The sequence below is a fragment of the Pseudomonas viridiflava genome (assembly GCF_900602065.1).
In the GTDB taxonomy this organism is placed as follows: domain Bacteria; phylum Pseudomonadota; class Gammaproteobacteria; order Pseudomonadales; family Pseudomonadaceae; genus Aquipseudomonas.
Map to the genome: position 1 here is coordinate 205,829 of NZ_UWFN01000200.1, position 15,710 is coordinate 221,538.

The window sequence follows — 15,710 nt, forward strand, 5'->3', positions numbered from 1 at the left end:
TCATGACCTTTTGTGAACTATCACGGTCCGACCCCGTGAGTGTCCTTGCGCCTGCCGTTGTTCTCGCAGCCCTGGATTGTTGTTCAAAAGGTTCCATGAGGTTCGTGATGTTGATTTCGGTTCAAGCCCTGCGGGCACTCGCCGCGTGGGTCGTAGTGTGTCACCACTTTATGCAGATTTTTTTCAACTTTAACGCCAGTGGCCCTATTGGCGACTTCTTCGTGACGAAGGGTGCTGTAGGCGTTGATATCTTTTTTGTCATTAGCGGTCTGGTGATTTTTCTGTCCACGCAGAACAGCGAAATGCCCGCCAGACGCTTCATGCTGAACCGCATTATCCGGATTGTTCCTGCTTACTGGTTCTATACCGCGGCGATGGGCTTATTGCTGGTGTTCGCTGCGCCATTGCTGCCGCATCAGGTCATCAACTGGCAAACGTTCATGCTTTCGCTGTTTTTCATCCCGGCGGAGAACCCGGGTGGTTACGGGCTGTACCCCACGTTGAATGTGGGCTGGACCCTTAACTACGAAATGTTCTTCTATCTGCTGTTTTCCACTGTATTCCTGTTCAAGCAGCGCCATCGGCCTTTGATCGTCGCAGCCGCACTGTTCGCGGTCTGCGAAGTGCTGGCACGCTCGGGGTTGATCAGCCGGTTTTATGGCAACGACATCATTTATGAGTTCTTGCTCGGCATCGGCATAGGCATCATTTACCGCCGGGGCTGGATCAAAGAGGGTTTCTGGTTGCCGCTACTGGGGATCGCTACGGGACTGGTCGTTATCTATCACCTGGGCGCCGATCAGGATCGCCTGCTGAACTGGGGTCTTCCAAGTGCGCTGATTGTGTTGTCGTGTATCGCCATGGAACCGGTTTTCCGGGGTAACAGGGTGCTCAAAGTGCTGGGCGACTGTTCTTATTCGGTTTATCTGTTGCACGTTCTGGTTCTGTATGGCGGCTGGCTCGCCTCGCAGCATTACAACCTCAATCCTTATCTGGTCTTCGCCATTTGTGTGCCCGTCATCGCGCTGGGTGCATGGATCAGTTACGAGTGGCTGGAGAAGGGCCTGTATCGTCGCATGAAAGGCTGGCTGGACGAACGACGGGCCAGAAACGCTTCTCAAGCGCTTTCCTGACAAAAATACTAGGACTTTGTACGAAGCTGGGGATTGGCGTAAACTGCCCGCACGTCTGCGAGGAATTTTCATGACCGCTATTACAATTACCGATGCCGCCCACGATTACCTGGCCGATCTGCTGGAAAAGCAGAATACCCCGGGCATTGGCATCCGCGTGTTTATTACCCAGCCTGGCACCCAGTACGCTGAAACCTGCATTGCCTACTGCAAGCCCGGCGAAGAGAAACCGGAAGACAAGGCCATTGGCCTGAAAAGCTTCACCGCCTGGATTGATGGTTTCAGTGAAGCCTTTCTGGATGACGCCGTTGTCGACTATGCGACTGACCGCATGGGCGGCCAGCTGACGATCAAGGCACCCAATGCGAAAGTGCCAACGGTCAGTGCGGATAGCCCGATCAATGACCGCATCAATTATTACCTGCAAACCGAGATCAACCCGGGACTGGCCAGCCACGGCGGTCAGGTTACCCTGATCGATGTGGTTGAAGAGCAGGAGCAACAGATTGCTGTGTTGCAGTTCGGCGGTGGCTGCCAGGGTTGTGGTCAGGCCGACGTCACGCTGAAAGAAGGTATCGAGCGTACCTTGCTTGAACGCATTCCCGAGCTGAATGGTGTACGTGACGTGACTGACCACACGCAGAAAGAAAACGCTTACTACTAAGCTGTTTGCTGCGCCGTGTTAAAAAGCCCCGACGTGTTCGGGGTTTTTTGTGTGATCGGGATACCTGAGCATCCTGCGGTTATAAGCTGGAATACTAATCCTCTGTGGGAGCTGGGCTTGCCCGCGATGAGGTTGATTAACTTTAGATCGCGCCACCCTCATCGCGGGCAAGCCCGGCTCCCACAGTAATTGTGCTTACCGCGCGCCCTCTTAATTCCTGAACAAATGCGCATGCCCCGCGCGGTACAGGGATGACTCGCTGAATGCATTGCTGGATAGAACACGGCCCACCAGGATCAGTGCCGTCCGGCGAAATCCCTTCTCCGCAACTTTAGCTTCGATATCCGCGAGAGTGCCTGTCACCCAGTCCTGATCCGGCCAGCTGGCACGATGAACCACTGCAATCGGGCAGTCCAGGCCGTAATGCGGCGTCAGCTCGACGACAATTTTTGGCAGATTGTTGACCCCCAGATGAATCGCCATGGTCGCCTGGTGACGCGCCAGGTCTGCCAGGGCTTCACCCTCGGGCATCGACGTCTTGTCCGCATAACGGGTCAGGATCACCGTTTGGGAAATATCCGGCAGGGTCAGTTCGGACTCCAGCAGCGCAGCGCAGGCCGCGGCGGCCGTCACGCCCGGAATGATTTCGAATGGAATGCCCAGCTCGCGCAAGTGGCGGATCTGCTCACCGATGGCGCCATAAAGGCTCGGATCCCCAGAGTGTACGCGAGCCACATCCTGGCCTTGTTCATGAGCAGATTTCATCAAGGCGACGATTTGTTCCAGGTGTAACTCGGCACTGTTGCTCACTTGAACGGCCTGATGACCTTCCAGAACGGCGGCAGGCACCAGTGAGCCCGCGTAGATGATCACTGGGCAGCTGCGGATCAGGCGCTGGCCTTTGACTGTGATCAGCTCAGGATCGCCGGGGCCTGCGCCGATGAAAAAGACCGTCATGGAGACTCCAGGGCAAAGGGTAGAAAAGGTGGATTATCCGCTAACCGGTTGGGCAATGGCCAAGGCAAAAGTGGCTTGCGCGTTTTTTTGGCGAGTGATGAGTAGTTCGGCCGGACCCGATTGGCTCGCCGCTGCCAGGGCAGCACTTTCTGCTACTCCATAACAACCAGCGTGCTCGAAAGCGATCTGTGATCGATGACTGAGCTGCGACTCATGGACGCTCAGTTGAGTGGCCGTGAAGAAGTGCAGAGGTAGATCAAGCTGCTTCGCCAGTGCCAGCAGGCCGGGTTCGCGGCTCTTCAGGTCAATAGAGGCGAGGGCGCTGATAGCTTCGATGCGCAGGTTCTGACGTTCAAGGCTGCGTTCGATCAGTTCCAGCAATGCGGCTGTAGAACAGCCGCGCTGGCATCCGAGGCCGACCACCAGTGTCGGCCTTATCTGATCAGACGGCCTGATCAAGGGCGGGGTTGTTACGACGAAACAGCCAGGTGCTGATCAGGCCCAGCGCCACCCAGAAGACTGCATTGGTCAGCAGCGAGGCAATCACGAATTGCGATTCCAGCGCTTCCGGAGCCAGGCTTTCGTGGACTTCGGGCTGCGGTGCGCCAATCACGTGAGGTACGACCAGAATCGCCACACCCAAGGCTTTCAGCAGCCAGTTCCGCGAAAAGACGATCAGCGCCAGGGCGACAGCAGTGGAGGCCGCCGTGCCGATCCACCATATTTGCCGCTGATTGAGGTCAGCTGCGGCAGTGCCCGGCAGCTCGGGTGGCAGGCCCAATGTCGGGGCGAGGGTAAACACCGCAAAACCCGCGAGCCCCCAAAACACGCCTTGGGACGTCTTGCCCGGTGCCTTCAAGGTGTAAAGGGCGGCCAGCATCAGGGCGAAGCCTACCGCAACCACTAGATTGCCACCGGTAGTAGAAACAATTCGCTGCCAGCCATCTTCCGGCGACCAGGCTTCTTCGTCATGACTATGTCCGGCCGGTGCGGTTTCACCATGGGCGTGTTCGTGAACCTGCTCGGCGGGCGCGTTCTCGTAGGTTTCGGCCTGCAGAATCAACGGGGTGATCCAGAAGCTTTGCAGCAGGGTCAGCAGCAGGGCCGCGAGCAAGCCGGTGAAGCCTGCCGTTTGAGCAATTCGCTTGAACATGGCGTCAGGTCTCAGTGGCAGGGGAAGGCAGCGCTGTGGCGAGTGTCGTGAGCGGCGTTGTGCACCGCTTCGATGTGCGAGAAACCCGCGAAGTAAACCAGGCAGGCGCCCAGAATTGCTGCGCTGATGGCGGCGGTAAGACGCTGGCTCTGGGTGGTTGTGCTGCTAGCGGAATGGCTGGTTGTGCTGATCGACATGGCGCTTCCCTCTGAATGTCGGCAAGCAGGCATGCGCAGCAAGATCCCGCTGACGATCGTCAGGGGAGTGCAACTGCGCCCGCCCACCGCGGGTTCGTTATTGATTTCATGTCGGGCCGGTCTCCGGGCTCGCAAGGGGCTGAACAGCGTTCAACCTGCAAGAATCGCCTTCCCATGCCGTTACCAGCACAGTGGATCTGATTCTTCACTTGCTTACCGTTGCGGGGGCAGCGCCGGACTTGCACAAGCCATAAGGCTTGAACGCACCGGTTTCCCGTTTCACCCCGTGAGGGGCACCCGTAACAAGGCGTGTAGGAGAGCATGCGCTTGTGTGGAACGTCAATCAGTTGATTGACCTGCCCGCAGTCACTGCGTAGCCTTGCGGGTTCGAGGTTCTCCCGCCGGACTCTGCATGAGTCGGCACGGAGCTAAGACGGGAACGCGGTTGATGCCGCGGCTGCCCCCGCAACTGTAAGCGGTCATGATTTACTGCACAGCCATCGCATAGCCACTGCGTCACGCGGGAAGGCGCAATGACTGCCCGGATAGTCCGGGGTGCGCCGCAAGCCAGGAGACCTGCCTCGATTCGGGCGTTAAGCCTGACGAATTCTCACTACAACCGGGCGGGGTGATCCGGTGGCGAATCGTATCTCTGTGGTTACATACTTGTGACCACACAGGGTTTTCGTCCTGTTTGCCCGCCGTATTGCCAAAGGGCATCCGATGAAAACACTGGCCAAACTTCCCGTCACCATCGTTACCGGCTTTCTCGGCTCGGGTAAAACCACTTTGCTGCGCCATATGCTCGACAACGCCGAGGGGCGGCGCATTGCCGTGATCGTCAATGAATTCGGCGAGCTGGGCATCGACGGCGAAATCCTCAAGCAATGCACCATCGGTTGTACCGAAGAAGAGGCGACTGGCCGCGTCTATGAGCTGGCCAACGGTTGCCTGTGCTGTACCGTTCAGGAAGAGTTCTTCCCGGTGATGCGCGAGCTGGTTGCGCGCCGCGGCGATCTGGATCACATCCTCATCGAAACATCCGGTCTGGCCCTGCCAAAACCGCTCGTACAAGCTTTCCAGTGGCCTGAAATCCGTAATGCCTGCACCGTTGACGCAGTCATCACGGTGGTGGACAGCCCGGCAGTACTGGCGGGGACGTTTGCTGCATTCCCTGATCAGGTCGATGCCCAGCGCAAGCTGGACCCGAACCTCGATCACGAGTCGCCGTTGCACGAACTGTTCGCTGATCAGCTGGCCAGCGCGGATCTGGTAATCCTCAACAAAGCCGACATGATCGACGCCGCAGGTCTGGCATCGGTGCGTGCCGAGGTTTCCGAAGAGCTACCGCCAGCGGTCAAGGTGATCGAAGCGAGCAGCGGTCGTCTGCCGATCAATGTCCTGTTGGGGTTGGGGGCCGAATCGGAGCAGCACATCGATGGTCGCAAGACCCATCACGATCACCACGAGGGCGATGATCATGATGACCACGATCATGACGCGTTCGATTCCATCTCGATCAAGTTGCCTCAAGCTGACGAAAGCCTGCTGCTCGACGCATTGACCCAACTGGTGGTGCAGTACGGGATTCTGCGCGTCAAAGGATTCGCGGCGATTCCGGGCAAGCCGATGCGCTTGTTGATTCAGGGCGTCGGTACGCGCTTCGACAAGCACTTTGACCGTGCCTGGGGCGCAGAAGAAGAGCGCGCTACCCAGTTGGTCCTGATTGGTCAGAAGCTTGATGCTGCAGCACTCGAAGCTCAACTGCGCGCTGCGCTCGCGGGTTGATGCATGCACCTGCTGAGAACCCAGCCCGGTGGTTTTGTACCGGACGACAGTATTGCCGACCTCGGGCAAACGCCCGCCGAGCTGGTCATTCTCTGCAGCGGTGATTCAAGCCTGGCGTTGCTCGCCGAAGCGGCGCAGCAACTCCCTGAGGATTATCCGACCTTGCGTCTGGCTAACCCGATGCAGATTCAGAACCACGCGTCAGTGGATCTCTATTTCGATGAGGTCTTGCGTCACGCCAAGGTGATTCTGATCTCCTTGCACGGCGGGATCGGCTATTGGCGCTATGGCGTCGAGCGCCTCATGGAACTTGCTGCACGCGGCGTGCAAGTGATCATGGTGCCGGGGTGTGACCGCCATGATCCCGAACTGACTGAGCGCAGCACCGCGCCCGCTGACGACTGCCATCGGTTATGGCAGTTTCTGCGTCAGGGCGGCATGCATAACGCGCTGGATTTCTACCGTTGTCTCGCGAATCGATTGCTCGGTCGGGACTATCCATGGTCCGAGCCGCAGGCCTTGCCACGCACCGCGGTTTATCATCCGCAGGGCGTCAGCGCCCACCCTGAAAGCTGGTTCGCCGACTGGTTGCCCAATCAGCCAGTAGTGGCGCTGCTGTTCTATCGCTCCCACTTGCAGGCAGCCAATACCGCATTCATCGACGTGTTCTGCGCTCGTCTGCAGGCGCAAGGCTTGAATCCTTTGCCCATTGCCGTGGCCAGCCTGAAAGAAGCGGGCTGTATGACGGTGATCGAGGACTGGCTGGATGAGGTTGGCGTTGAGCTGATCCTCAATACCACCGGTTTTGCGCAGTCCAGCCCGGAAGCGCCGCATGTGCGGCCATTTCGCCGCAACGTCCCGGTCATTCAGGCGATTTGCGCGCAGGATAACGAGCCGGGCTGGCGCGCCAGTGAGCAGGGCCTTGGTGCCCGTGACCTGGCCATGCACATTGCCTTGCCCGAGCTGGACGGCAGAATCATCAGTCGACCTGTCAGCTTCAAGGATCTGGCCTGGCGCAGCGAGCGCAGTCAGTCGGATGTAGTCTGCTATCGGCCTCAACCTGAACGCATGGATTTTGTGGCCGAGCTGGCACGGCGCTGGGTTCTGCTTGCACGCCTGCCCAATGCCGACAAGCGCGTGGCGTTGATACTGGCCAATTATCCAACGCGCGACGGGCGCATTGGCAACGGGGTCGGTCTGGATACGCCGGCAGCCGCGCTGAATATCCTGCAGGCCATGCAGCATGAGGGCTATCCGGTTGCCGAGTTGCCGGAAACCGGTACTGACCTGATTCACCAGTTACTCGGCGGTGTCACCAACGATCTCGACAGCATCGATATGCGGCCTTGCCAGCAAAGCATGGCGCTGGACGAGTACACCGCTGCTTTTGAAACCTTGCCTCTGGCCAACCGTGAAGCGGTCATTGCCCGCTGGGGTTCGCCTCATAACGACCCGATGTTCCGCAGTGGCCGGATGATGGTCGCCGGAGTCAGGTTCGGCCTGACCTTTGTCGGCATCCAGCCTGCGCGTGGTTATCAAGTGGACGCCAGCGCCGTCTATCACGATCCGGACCTGGTGCCGCCTCATGGCTACCTGGCGTTTTATTTCTGGTTGCGTAAAGCCTATGGCGCCCACGCGGTGGTGCACGTCGGCAAGCACGGCAATCTGGAGTGGCTGCCGGGCAAGGGCGTCGGGTTGTCGGAGAATTGCTGGCCAGACGCAATTCTCGGTGCAATGCCGAACATCTATCCCTTTATCGTCAATGACCCAGGCGAGGGGGCTCAGGCCAAACGCCGGACCCAGGCGGTGATTATCGATCACCTGATGCCGCCGCTGACGCGTGCTGAAACCTATGGCCCGTTGCGCAACCTGGAGTTGCTCGCGGACGAGTATTACGAAGCGCAGTTGCTGGACCCACGTCGCGCGCTGGAACTGCAGCGGGATATTCTCAAGCTGGTCAGGGAAACCAATATTGATCAGGAGCTGGCACTGGATGCCTCTCTGAAAGATGACAACGCAGCGATCTGGTTACCGAGGCTCGACACCTACCTGTGCGATTTGAAGGAGTCACAGATTCGCGATGGCCTGCATATTTTTGGGGAGTCTCCCACCGGCCGTCTGCGCATAGACACCTTGTTGGCGTTGTTGCGCATACCTCGCGGCGACGGTCGTGGGGCTCAATCGAGCCTGTTACGGGCCTTGAGTAAAGCGTTCGAACTGAATTTCGATCCGCTGGACTGCGACCTTGCCGAGCCTTGGCTGGCGAAAAAGCCGCCGGCGCTGGTGGCGATCAGTAGCGATCCCTGGCGTACGGCGGGCGACACTCGTGAGCGCCTTGAGTTGTACGCGGCCAGGCTTATCGAGCACGTTGTTGATGATAAGGATTATGAAATTCCATTTGAAAACAATGACCTGTGTGAAATAGTTAACAATCTGAAAGAAGTTGTAGCGCCGCGTCTTGACGCCTGTGGACCAGCGGAGATCCAGGGTCTGCTGGATGCCTTGAGCGGTCGGTTCGTGCCGGCAGGTCCAAGCGGGGCGCCCAGCCGCGGGCGCATAGACGTGCTGCCTACCGGACGAAACTTCTTCTCCGTGGACGTGCGAAACCTGCCCACCACAACCGCTTGGCGTATCGGCTTTCAATCAGCAAATCTGTTGCTGGAGAGGCACTTACAAGATCATGGTGATCATTTACGTCAACTGGGTTTGTCGGTGTGGGGCACTGCGACCATGCGCACCGGCGGCGACGACATTGCTCAAGCCATGGCGCTGATGGGCGTTCGGCCGGTGTGGGCAACAGGCAGTCAGCGGGTCGATGATTTTGAAATCCTGCCGTTGAGTTTGCTGGACCGGCCTCGGGTTGACGTGACGCTGCGAGTGTCCGGCTTCTTCCGCGACGCCTTCGCCAATCTGATTCGTTTGTTTGACGCTGCGGTACAGGCCGTGGCCGCACTGGACGAGCCAGACGACCTGAACCCGCTGGCCGCCAAAGTTCGCGAAGAGCGCGCGGCGTTGCTGGAGAACGGTGTTGCTGATGACGAGGCGGCACGTCAAGCCGGCTGGCGTATCTTTGGTGCCAAGCCCGGCGCGTATGGTGCCGGAGTGCAGGGCGCTATTGACGGTCGACTCTGGCAAAGCCGGGATGACCTGGCCGAGGTTTATCTGAATTGGGGCGGCTACGCTTATGGGGCGGCGGATGAAGGCACGCCCGCCCGGGAGCGTTTTGCCCGTCGCCTGTCTCAGGTTCAGGCTGTGGTACAGAATCAGGACAACCGAGAGCACGACTTGCTCGACTCCAACGACTACTACCAGTTTCAGGGCGGCATGCTGGCGGCAGCTGAGAGCTTGAGTGGCCAGAAGACAGCCAGCTATCACGGCGATCACAGCCAGCCGGATTTACCAAAAATCCGCACCCTGAAGGAAGAGTTGAACCGGGTTATCCGTTCACGCGCCGCTAACCCGAAATGGATCGACGGCGTTAAGCGCCATGGTTATAAAGGCGCATTCGAGATGGCCGCGACCGTGGACTTTCTGTTCGCCTTCGACGCCACCACCGAACTGATCGACGATCACCAATATGCGCTGCTGGCCGATGCTTATCTGCTTGATCCATCGACCCGTGAATTCATTCAGCAGCACAACCCCGATGCCTTGCGGGATATGACCGAGCGCATGCTTGAAGCGCAGCAGCGTGGGTTATGGCAGGAACCGGGTAATTACCGTGACGCGCTGGAAAGCCTGTTGCTGGACATAGAAGAGAGCTGATGACGTTGCGCGATATGACCTTGAGCGATACCCCGCATTTCCCGCTGGCGGCCGTAGTGGGGGCCGATGAGCTGAAACTGGCGCTGTGCCTGAGCGCCATTGACCCGAAAATCGGCGGTGTACTGATTGAGGGGCCAAGGGGAATGGCCAAATCGACGCTGGCTCGCGGATTGGCAGACTTGTTGGCCAGCGGGCAGTTCATCACGCTGCCATTGGGGGCTACCGAAGAGCGGCTGGTCGGTACTCTGGATCTGGACGCAGCCCTCGGCGAAGGCCGCGCGCAGTTTTCTCCAGGTGTATTGGCAAAGGCCGACGGCGGCGTTTTGTATGTCGACGAGGTCAACCTGCTCGCTGATCATCTGGTTGACCTGTTGCTGGACGTTGCGGCCAGCGGTGTCAATCTGGTCGAGCGCGACGGCATCTCTCATCGCCACCAGGCGCGGTTCGTGCTGATTGGCACCATGAATCCTGAAGAAGGCGAGTTGCGGCCGCAGTTATTAGATCGCTTCGGCCTGAATGTGGTGCTGAGTGGACAAACCTTGCCCGCCGAACGCGGGCAGATCATTCGGCGGCGTCTGGATTTCGACAGCGATCCGCGTCTTTTTTGTGAGCAATGGGAGGCGCAGCAGCAAGCACTCAAGCAACGCTGTGAACAGGCGCGCAACGCGCTGGGTAATATCCCGCTGGATGACCAGTCGCTCACCATCATTACCGAACGCTGTTTTGCCGCAGGCGTCGACGGCATGCGCGCTGATCTGGTCTGGCTGCGTGCAGCTCGTGCTCACGCCGCATGGCGCGGCGCTTCGGCGATTGAAGCGCAGGACATTGATGCCGTCGCGGAGTTTGCCCTGCGTCACCGGCGTCGTGACTCTCTAACTCAGGAGCAGTCACCTCAAGAGCGACCACCTCAGGGGCAAGCGCCGCAGCAGCCTGCGCCGCAACAAGGCGCCTCAGGCACAGATCAAGGGCAGGGCAGTTGGGGCCAGTTGCCCGCCCAGCCGATGCCGACCGGCGTGCGTCGCGAAGTGCCGAGCTGGCCAAAAAAGCCTTAGGCATCCGTCCTCGCTGTTTTCCGGGGGCGGATGCCAGGCCCCGGCGCGGGAAGCTGGCCGGTGGTCGTACTGGTGCGCTGCGCAGTGGCGTCGATGGCGCGATTGCCTGGCTACCGACGCTGTTGCGCGGGAAACCAAAGGTCCGGGCTGATCTGATCCGTAAACCTCGTAGTTGCAAGGCTAGCGAGTTATGGCTGGTGATCGTCGACGCGTCGGCTTCCACAAGGCGTTATCAGGCTCTGAGTCAGGCCAAAGGGCTATTGGCTGAATTGTTTGATGACGCTTATCGCCGCCGTGTGCGTTTGGCGCTGCTGACGGCCAATGGCAGCACGCCGCGCTGGCAGCATCAGGGTCTCAAGGCCTCCAGCGCGCTGCAGCCCTGGCTGGATGGACTGGGTGCGGGTGGCGGGACGCCATTAACCGCCGCGTTTGAGCAGGCACAGCAATGGCTGGATAAGCGTCAGAAACAGCATCCGGCCGAACAGCAGCGCGTTCTGGTCATGACCGATGGGCGAGTGAAGGATTCAGGCGTGTTGCCGGCATTCAACTGCCCGGGGCTGTTGATCGATATCGAAAGCGGACCCATCCGCTTGGGTCGGGCGCAACAGATGTCGGTGCATCTGGGGATCGAGTATCAGCACATTGATGAGCTGAAGGTTCGCTAGAAAAGGCGGGCTGTCGTGTCATCGTTTATCGCGAGAAAGCTCGGCTCCTACATGGATCACCGATATCTGTAGGAGCCGAGCTTGCTCGCGATACATAAGACGCGGCTTGAAGGCACACCGCGTTATCTTTTATCCCGGGTGAGCATCCATAGGGCCAACGTCTACTTTTGCCTCAGGCTGGCATGGTCCACGGCTCAAGGCGGTGGCCTTCGTTGCTGATTTCAGCACGGGCCAGTTCGAGCTCATTCGCCAGACGCTTGGCGTCCGAGTAGGTGCTACGAGCGATCTGGCGGCGGCCAATGCGATTGCTGGTGCGGTCGATGACCGTCAGGCTCAGCTCGCCATTACCGTCTTGCGGTGCCCAGGCGACGCATTGGAAAGGTTCGAAAGCGTGTCCAGCGATCAGAAGTGCATCGTTGAAGCGCAATGGGGCGTTCATGGTTATTTCCTCAAAGTGCCCGTATCAAAATTAATCGCTGCCGGTTGGGCTTACCGTTCAGCTGGTTACTTGTGTTGATGATCGTGGGGGGCATTCAAGTCACACAGCTCATCAATTATTTTCAATTCTTTTACACATGCCACGGTTTTAGCGGCCTGCAGAGCTGTCGTGCGCAAGTGTCCGATTTTTTCTGCCACGTCCGCCTGTAGCGCACGCCCTCGTGTATTTCGCTAATTACCTTTCGATCTGATCCCTATAGTTAATCGGTCCAAGCGACTGTCAAATATTTGCTAATGTTCAAATCGCCGCCTCCAACTAACTGTTTATAAAATGATTTTATTGACTGGATTTCAATTACGGCGCCAAGGACTTCCCTATGCATGAATCGGCACCACCACCGCGACGCCTGTTAATTGTTGATCCGTGCGACGACTGTCATCAGCTTATCCCTGTGCTGCGCGCTGCTGGCTGGGATGTCGATAGCAGTACCGTTGAGGCTGCTGCCAATCGCAGTTGCGATGTAGGGTTGATCCGTCTGATGCCTTATCACTTTGAGCATCCGGAAGGGGTCAAAGACCTGATTACACGTAGCCATACCGAATGGATCGCGGTATTGAGTCCGGACGATCTGCGCCGAGAGAAAATCGGCGACTTTGTCTGTGAGTGGTTTTTTGACTTTCATACCTTGCCGTTTGATGTCGCACGTATGCAGGTCACGTTGGGTCGCGCCTATGGTATGGCTCGGCTGCGTGCTCAGGGAGCGGCTTATGTGTCGGGGCCAGAACATGAAATGCTTGGCGAAAGTCGTCCGATTCGTGAGCTGCGCAGGCTGCTGAGCAAGCTGGCGCCAACTGAGTCTCCGGTGTTGATCCGCGGCGAGTCGGGTACTGGCAAGGAGTTGATCGCACGCAATCTGCATTCTCAGTCACACCGTCGAAGCAAGCCTTTCGTTGCCATCAACTGCGCGACCACGCCTGAACATTTGCTTCAGGGGGAGCTGTTTGGCTACGAGAAGGGCGCATTCGAAGGCGCAAACGAACTGAAAATCGGCAGCATCGAGGCGGCTGACGGCGGCACGCTGTTTCTCGATGAAATTGGTGATCTGCCCATGGAGCTTCAGGCCAGTCTGCTGCGCTTCCTTCAGGACAAGCAGATCGAGCGCATTGGCGGGAGGGTGGCGATCGCTGTCGACGTCAGGGTGCTGGCGGCTACTCACGTCGACCTTGAGTCGGCGATTCGCAAGAAACGCTTTCGCGAGGACTTGTATTACCGTCTGAATGTCTTGCAGGTCGGTACTGCCCCGCTGCGTGAGCGGCACGGTGATCTGGCGTTGCTGGCCAACCACTTCGCGCATTTCTATAGCCAGGAAACCGGTCGCCGTGTGCGCAACTTCAGCCAGGACGCACTGGTCGCAATGGGCAAGCATGACTGGCCGGGCAACGTCCGTGAGCTGGCCAATCGTGTGCGTCGTGGATTGGTCCTGGCGGAGGGCCGGCAGATTGAAGCGGTTGATCTGGGGCTGCTGGGTGAGGACGACATCGTCAGCAGCATGGGGACGCTGGATGACTACAAGTCAAGGGCTGAACGCCAGGCACTGTGTGATGTGTTGACGCGTCACAGCGACAACCTGAGTGTCGCTGCCAAGGTGCTGGGGATTTCCCGGCCTACGTTTTATCGTCTACTGCACAAGCATCAGATTCGTTGAGTGGTGGCGCCGCTCAGGCGCCCTTGAGCAGTTGCTCGACCGCTGCGAATACCCGTTCGCGGCGCTGCGCCCAAGTACCGCCGATGACCTGATGATTCTGCTGATGCTGTTCAAGCCAGTGCAAGGTGTCATGGAAGAATGCCTGTCGTGACGCCAGCTCGGGTTGGCACCGCTGACCGTCGCCCACCCAGTCGATGCCGCGCGGATCAAGCAACAGATGCAAATCATAGTGTCGAGCCAGCAATGCAGGCTCAAGCCACGCCGGACAATCCCCGAATAGTGTTTGACTCCAGAGCTTGTTGCTCAGCAGGTGAGTGTCGAGGATCAACAGCTCAGGCGCGGCGGCGCGGGCGGCATCTTCGCGCTCCAGTTGGCCCTGAGCGATGGCGGGGATATCCGCGTAACAGGTGTCCCGCTGATGCTGCTCAATAAAACTGCGTACATATTCACGCACCAGCACACCACCGAAGCTGTGCTGAATTTCTGCCGCCAGCGAGCTTTTGCCAGTCGACTCGGGGCCGGTGAGCACGATTACCTTCATTAAGCGGTTGCCTTGGACCACGTTAAGATGGCGCGCCAAGGGGCTGCCAGGCAGTAAGGTGAAGGCATCGCTGACTCTTGAAAGGGTGGAAAACGGCTCCGATTGTAAGCGGATATGGAACTGCGCGCAGTCGTTAACGGAAAAAATCAGCGGATAGTGTTTTGCGTGTGAGTCCCATCGGTGGCGTCAAAGACCACGCGTCAGGCTTCAGTGGCAGCGTCATGCTTCAAGGTCTGTTAGCATCGCCACGCCTTGCTTTGGCCGTTGCGGTAAGCGTCCGTTTTTAACGGAGTTTTCACCTTTTGACGGGCATATTTGCACGCTGTTTTGACATGACAATTTTAAGAGGCTTGCTTCGAGCAATGCTTCACTTGGGGGAATGATGGACCTTTGGACCGCCGCTCAGGCATTGATTCTCGGGATTGTGGAAGGGCTGACGGAGTTCCTGCCTATTTCCAGCACCGGGCACCAGATCATTGTCGCGGACTTGATCGACTTCGGTGGCGAGAGGGCGATGGCCTTCAACATCATTATCCAGCTCGGCGCGATCCTCGCCGTGGTCTGGGAGTTTCGCCGCAAGATCCTCGAGGTCGTCGTCGGGCTCCCCAAACAACGTCAGGCGCAACGCTTCACGCTCAATCTGCTGATCGCTTTCTTGCCTGCCGTCGTGCTGGGGGTGATGTTTGCAGACTTGATCCACGAATACCTGTTCAACCCGATTACGGTCGCGACTGCTCTGGTCATTGGCGGTGTGATCATGTTGTGGGCCGAGCGTCGCGACCACGTGGTTCATGCCGAAAGCGTTGATGATATGACTTGGCGCGACGCGCTGAAGGTCGGTTGCGCGCAGTGTCTGGCGATGATTCCGGGCACTTCTCGTTCTGGCTCGACGATCATTGGGGGGCTGCTGTTCGGCTTGTCGCGCAAAACCGCCACCGAGTTCTCGTTCTTCCTGGCCATGCCGACGATGGTCGGCGCTGCCGTGTACTCGGGTTACAAGTACCGCGACCTGTTTCAGCCTGATGACTTCCCGGTGTTCGCGCTGGGTTTTGTGGTGTCCTTTATCTTCGCCATGATCGCCGTGCGCGGTCTGCTCAAGTTCATTGCCAGCCACAGTTACGCAGTGTTTGCCTGGTACCGCATTGTCTTTGGCCTGTTGATTCTGGCGACCTGGCAGTTCGGCTGGATTGACTGGACCAGCGTGCAAGGCTGATGGGCGCAGAGTCACGCATCAAAGCGAATAAACCGGCCGCGCCTAAACAGCAGTCGTTGCGTTTTGCGCGAGTCAAACTGGCGATCTTCCTGGCCATTTGTGCGCTGCCAGTGATCGGCCTTACGTCGCTGTTGCTAAACGGAGTGTGGCTGCCCGCTGCGGTCTACCTGACAATGAGCCTGCTGGCGTTCTTTCTGTACTGGCGCGACAAGCGCCAGGCCAGAGCTGGCGGCTGGCGGACCCCGGAGAAAATCCTCCACGCTGTGGAGCTGCTGGGTGGCTGGCCGGGCGCGATGCTTGCGCAGCAAGTGCTGCGCCATAAAACCCGCAAACTGTCCTTTCAACTGCTGTTCTGGTTGATCGTGCTGCTGCATCAGGTGATCTGGATAGATCGTTTGCTGCTGGGCGGCAATTACCTGAGCAGACACTTTTACTAAG

15 protein-coding genes and 2 riboswitches are annotated in these 15,710 nt (G+C 58.4%); of the genes, 9 read left to right on the plus strand and 6 right to left on the minus strand.

Features of this window, described 5'->3' with window-relative positions; all coding sequences use genetic code 11:
- Nucleotides 1–107: 107 nt before the first annotated feature.
- Together EE949_RS11470 and nfuA are read left to right on the plus strand one after the other, a co-directional pair.
- The gene (locus EE949_RS11470; RefSeq protein ID WP_122664390.1) at nucleotides 108–1,133 is read left to right on the plus strand and encodes an acyltransferase family protein; all 1,026 of its coding nucleotides are present in this window, start codon (nucleotides 108–110) and stop codon (nucleotides 1,131–1,133) included.
- Between the two features lie 70 nt (nucleotides 1,134–1,203).
- Complete coding sequence (nfuA, locus tag EE949_RS11475) at nucleotides 1,204–1,797, plus strand: Fe-S biogenesis protein NfuA (RefSeq protein ID WP_122664391.1); 594 nt, start codon at nucleotides 1,204–1,206, stop codon at nucleotides 1,795–1,797.
- A 210-nt stretch (nucleotides 1,798–2,007) separates the two neighbouring features.
- Here the strand turns inward: nfuA and cobM are convergent, their stop codons facing one another.
- Genes cobM through EE949_RS11495 form a run of 4 tightly spaced genes read right to left on the minus strand, consistent with a single transcriptional unit; the run spans nucleotide 2,008 to nucleotide 4,104 of the window.
- On the minus strand, nucleotides 2,008–2,754 hold the full coding sequence (cobM, locus tag EE949_RS11480) for a precorrin-4 C(11)-methyltransferase (RefSeq protein WP_122664392.1): 747 nt from the start codon (nucleotides 2,752–2,754) through the stop codon (nucleotides 2,008–2,010).
- A 33-nt stretch (nucleotides 2,755–2,787) separates the two neighbouring features.
- A complete protein-coding gene (locus tag EE949_RS11485; RefSeq protein WP_240350640.1) occupies nucleotides 2,788–3,177 on the minus strand; it encodes a cobalamin biosynthesis protein in 390 nt (129 codons plus the stop codon).
- Nucleotides 3,178–3,196: 19 nt separating this feature from the next.
- The gene (locus EE949_RS11490; RefSeq protein ID WP_122664393.1) at nucleotides 3,197–3,907 is read right to left on the minus strand and encodes a CbtA family protein; all 711 of its coding nucleotides are present in this window, start codon (nucleotides 3,905–3,907) and stop codon (nucleotides 3,197–3,199) included.
- A gap of 11 nt (nucleotides 3,908–3,918) precedes the next feature.
- A complete protein-coding gene (locus tag EE949_RS11495) occupies nucleotides 3,919–4,104 on the minus strand; it encodes a CbtB domain-containing protein (protein WP_122664481.1) in 186 nt (61 codons plus the stop codon).
- A gap of 97 nt (nucleotides 4,105–4,201) precedes the next feature.
- A riboswitch (cobalamin riboswitch) is annotated at nucleotides 4,202–4,420 on the minus strand.
- Nucleotides 4,421–4,477: 57 nt separating this feature from the next.
- Nucleotides 4,478–4,702: riboswitch (cobalamin riboswitch) on the plus strand.
- Between the two features lie 125 nt (nucleotides 4,703–4,827).
- Between EE949_RS11495 and cobW the strand changes: the two genes are divergently transcribed.
- From cobW to EE949_RS11515, 4 genes are read left to right on the plus strand one after another with little or no spacing between them, the layout of a single operon-like run.
- Nucleotides 4,828–5,892, plus strand: a complete 1,065-nt coding sequence (cobW, locus tag EE949_RS11500; RefSeq protein ID WP_122664394.1) for a cobalamin biosynthesis protein CobW — start codon at nucleotides 4,828–4,830, stop codon at nucleotides 5,890–5,892.
- A gap of 3 nt (nucleotides 5,893–5,895) precedes the next feature.
- Nucleotides 5,896–9,657, plus strand: a complete 3,762-nt coding sequence (gene cobN / locus EE949_RS11505; RefSeq protein WP_122664395.1) for a cobaltochelatase subunit CobN — start codon at nucleotides 5,896–5,898, stop codon at nucleotides 9,655–9,657.
- A gap of 20 nt (nucleotides 9,658–9,677) precedes the next feature.
- Entirely contained in the window at nucleotides 9,678–10,709 is a 1,032-nt protein-coding gene (locus tag EE949_RS11510; RefSeq protein WP_162874612.1) for an ATP-binding protein, read from the plus strand.
- Between the two features lie 53 nt (nucleotides 10,710–10,762).
- The gene (locus EE949_RS11515) at nucleotides 10,763–11,374 is read left to right on the plus strand and encodes a vWA domain-containing protein (protein ID WP_162874613.1); all 612 of its coding nucleotides are present in this window, start codon (nucleotides 10,763–10,765) and stop codon (nucleotides 11,372–11,374) included.
- A 172-nt stretch (nucleotides 11,375–11,546) separates the two neighbouring features.
- On the opposite strand, the gene EE949_RS11520 is transcribed toward EE949_RS11515, so the two are convergent.
- Nucleotides 11,547–11,813 carry a hypothetical protein gene (locus EE949_RS11520; protein ID WP_027901210.1) on the minus strand — a complete coding sequence of 89 codons (267 nt, stop codon included), beginning with the start codon at nucleotides 11,811–11,813 and terminating at the stop codon, nucleotides 11,547–11,549.
- A gap of 376 nt (nucleotides 11,814–12,189) precedes the next feature.
- On the opposite strand from EE949_RS11520, the gene EE949_RS11530 reads away from it, so the two are divergent.
- Nucleotides 12,190–13,518 (plus strand): sigma-54 dependent transcriptional regulator, encoded by a 1,329-nt coding sequence (locus EE949_RS11530; protein ID WP_122664398.1) that lies wholly within the window; start codon nucleotides 12,190–12,192, stop codon nucleotides 13,516–13,518.
- Between the two features lie 13 nt (nucleotides 13,519–13,531).
- Here EE949_RS11530 and EE949_RS11535 read toward each other — a convergent pair whose 3' ends face one another.
- On the minus strand, nucleotides 13,532–14,059 hold the full coding sequence (locus EE949_RS11535; protein ID WP_122664399.1) for an AAA family ATPase: 528 nt from the start codon (nucleotides 14,057–14,059) through the stop codon (nucleotides 13,532–13,534).
- Nucleotides 14,060–14,441: 382 nt separating this feature from the next.
- On the opposite strand from EE949_RS11535, the gene EE949_RS11540 reads away from it, so the two are divergent.
- Complete coding sequence (locus tag EE949_RS11540; RefSeq protein ID WP_122664484.1) at nucleotides 14,442–15,272, plus strand: undecaprenyl-diphosphate phosphatase; 831 nt, start codon at nucleotides 14,442–14,444, stop codon at nucleotides 15,270–15,272.
- Nucleotides 15,272–15,709, plus strand: a complete 438-nt coding sequence (locus tag EE949_RS11545) for a DUF1294 domain-containing protein (RefSeq protein WP_122664400.1) — start codon at nucleotides 15,272–15,274, stop codon at nucleotides 15,707–15,709. The genes EE949_RS11540 and EE949_RS11545 overlap by 1 nt, the downstream gene beginning before the upstream one ends.
- The last annotated feature ends 1 nt before the right edge of the window (nucleotide 15,710 follow it).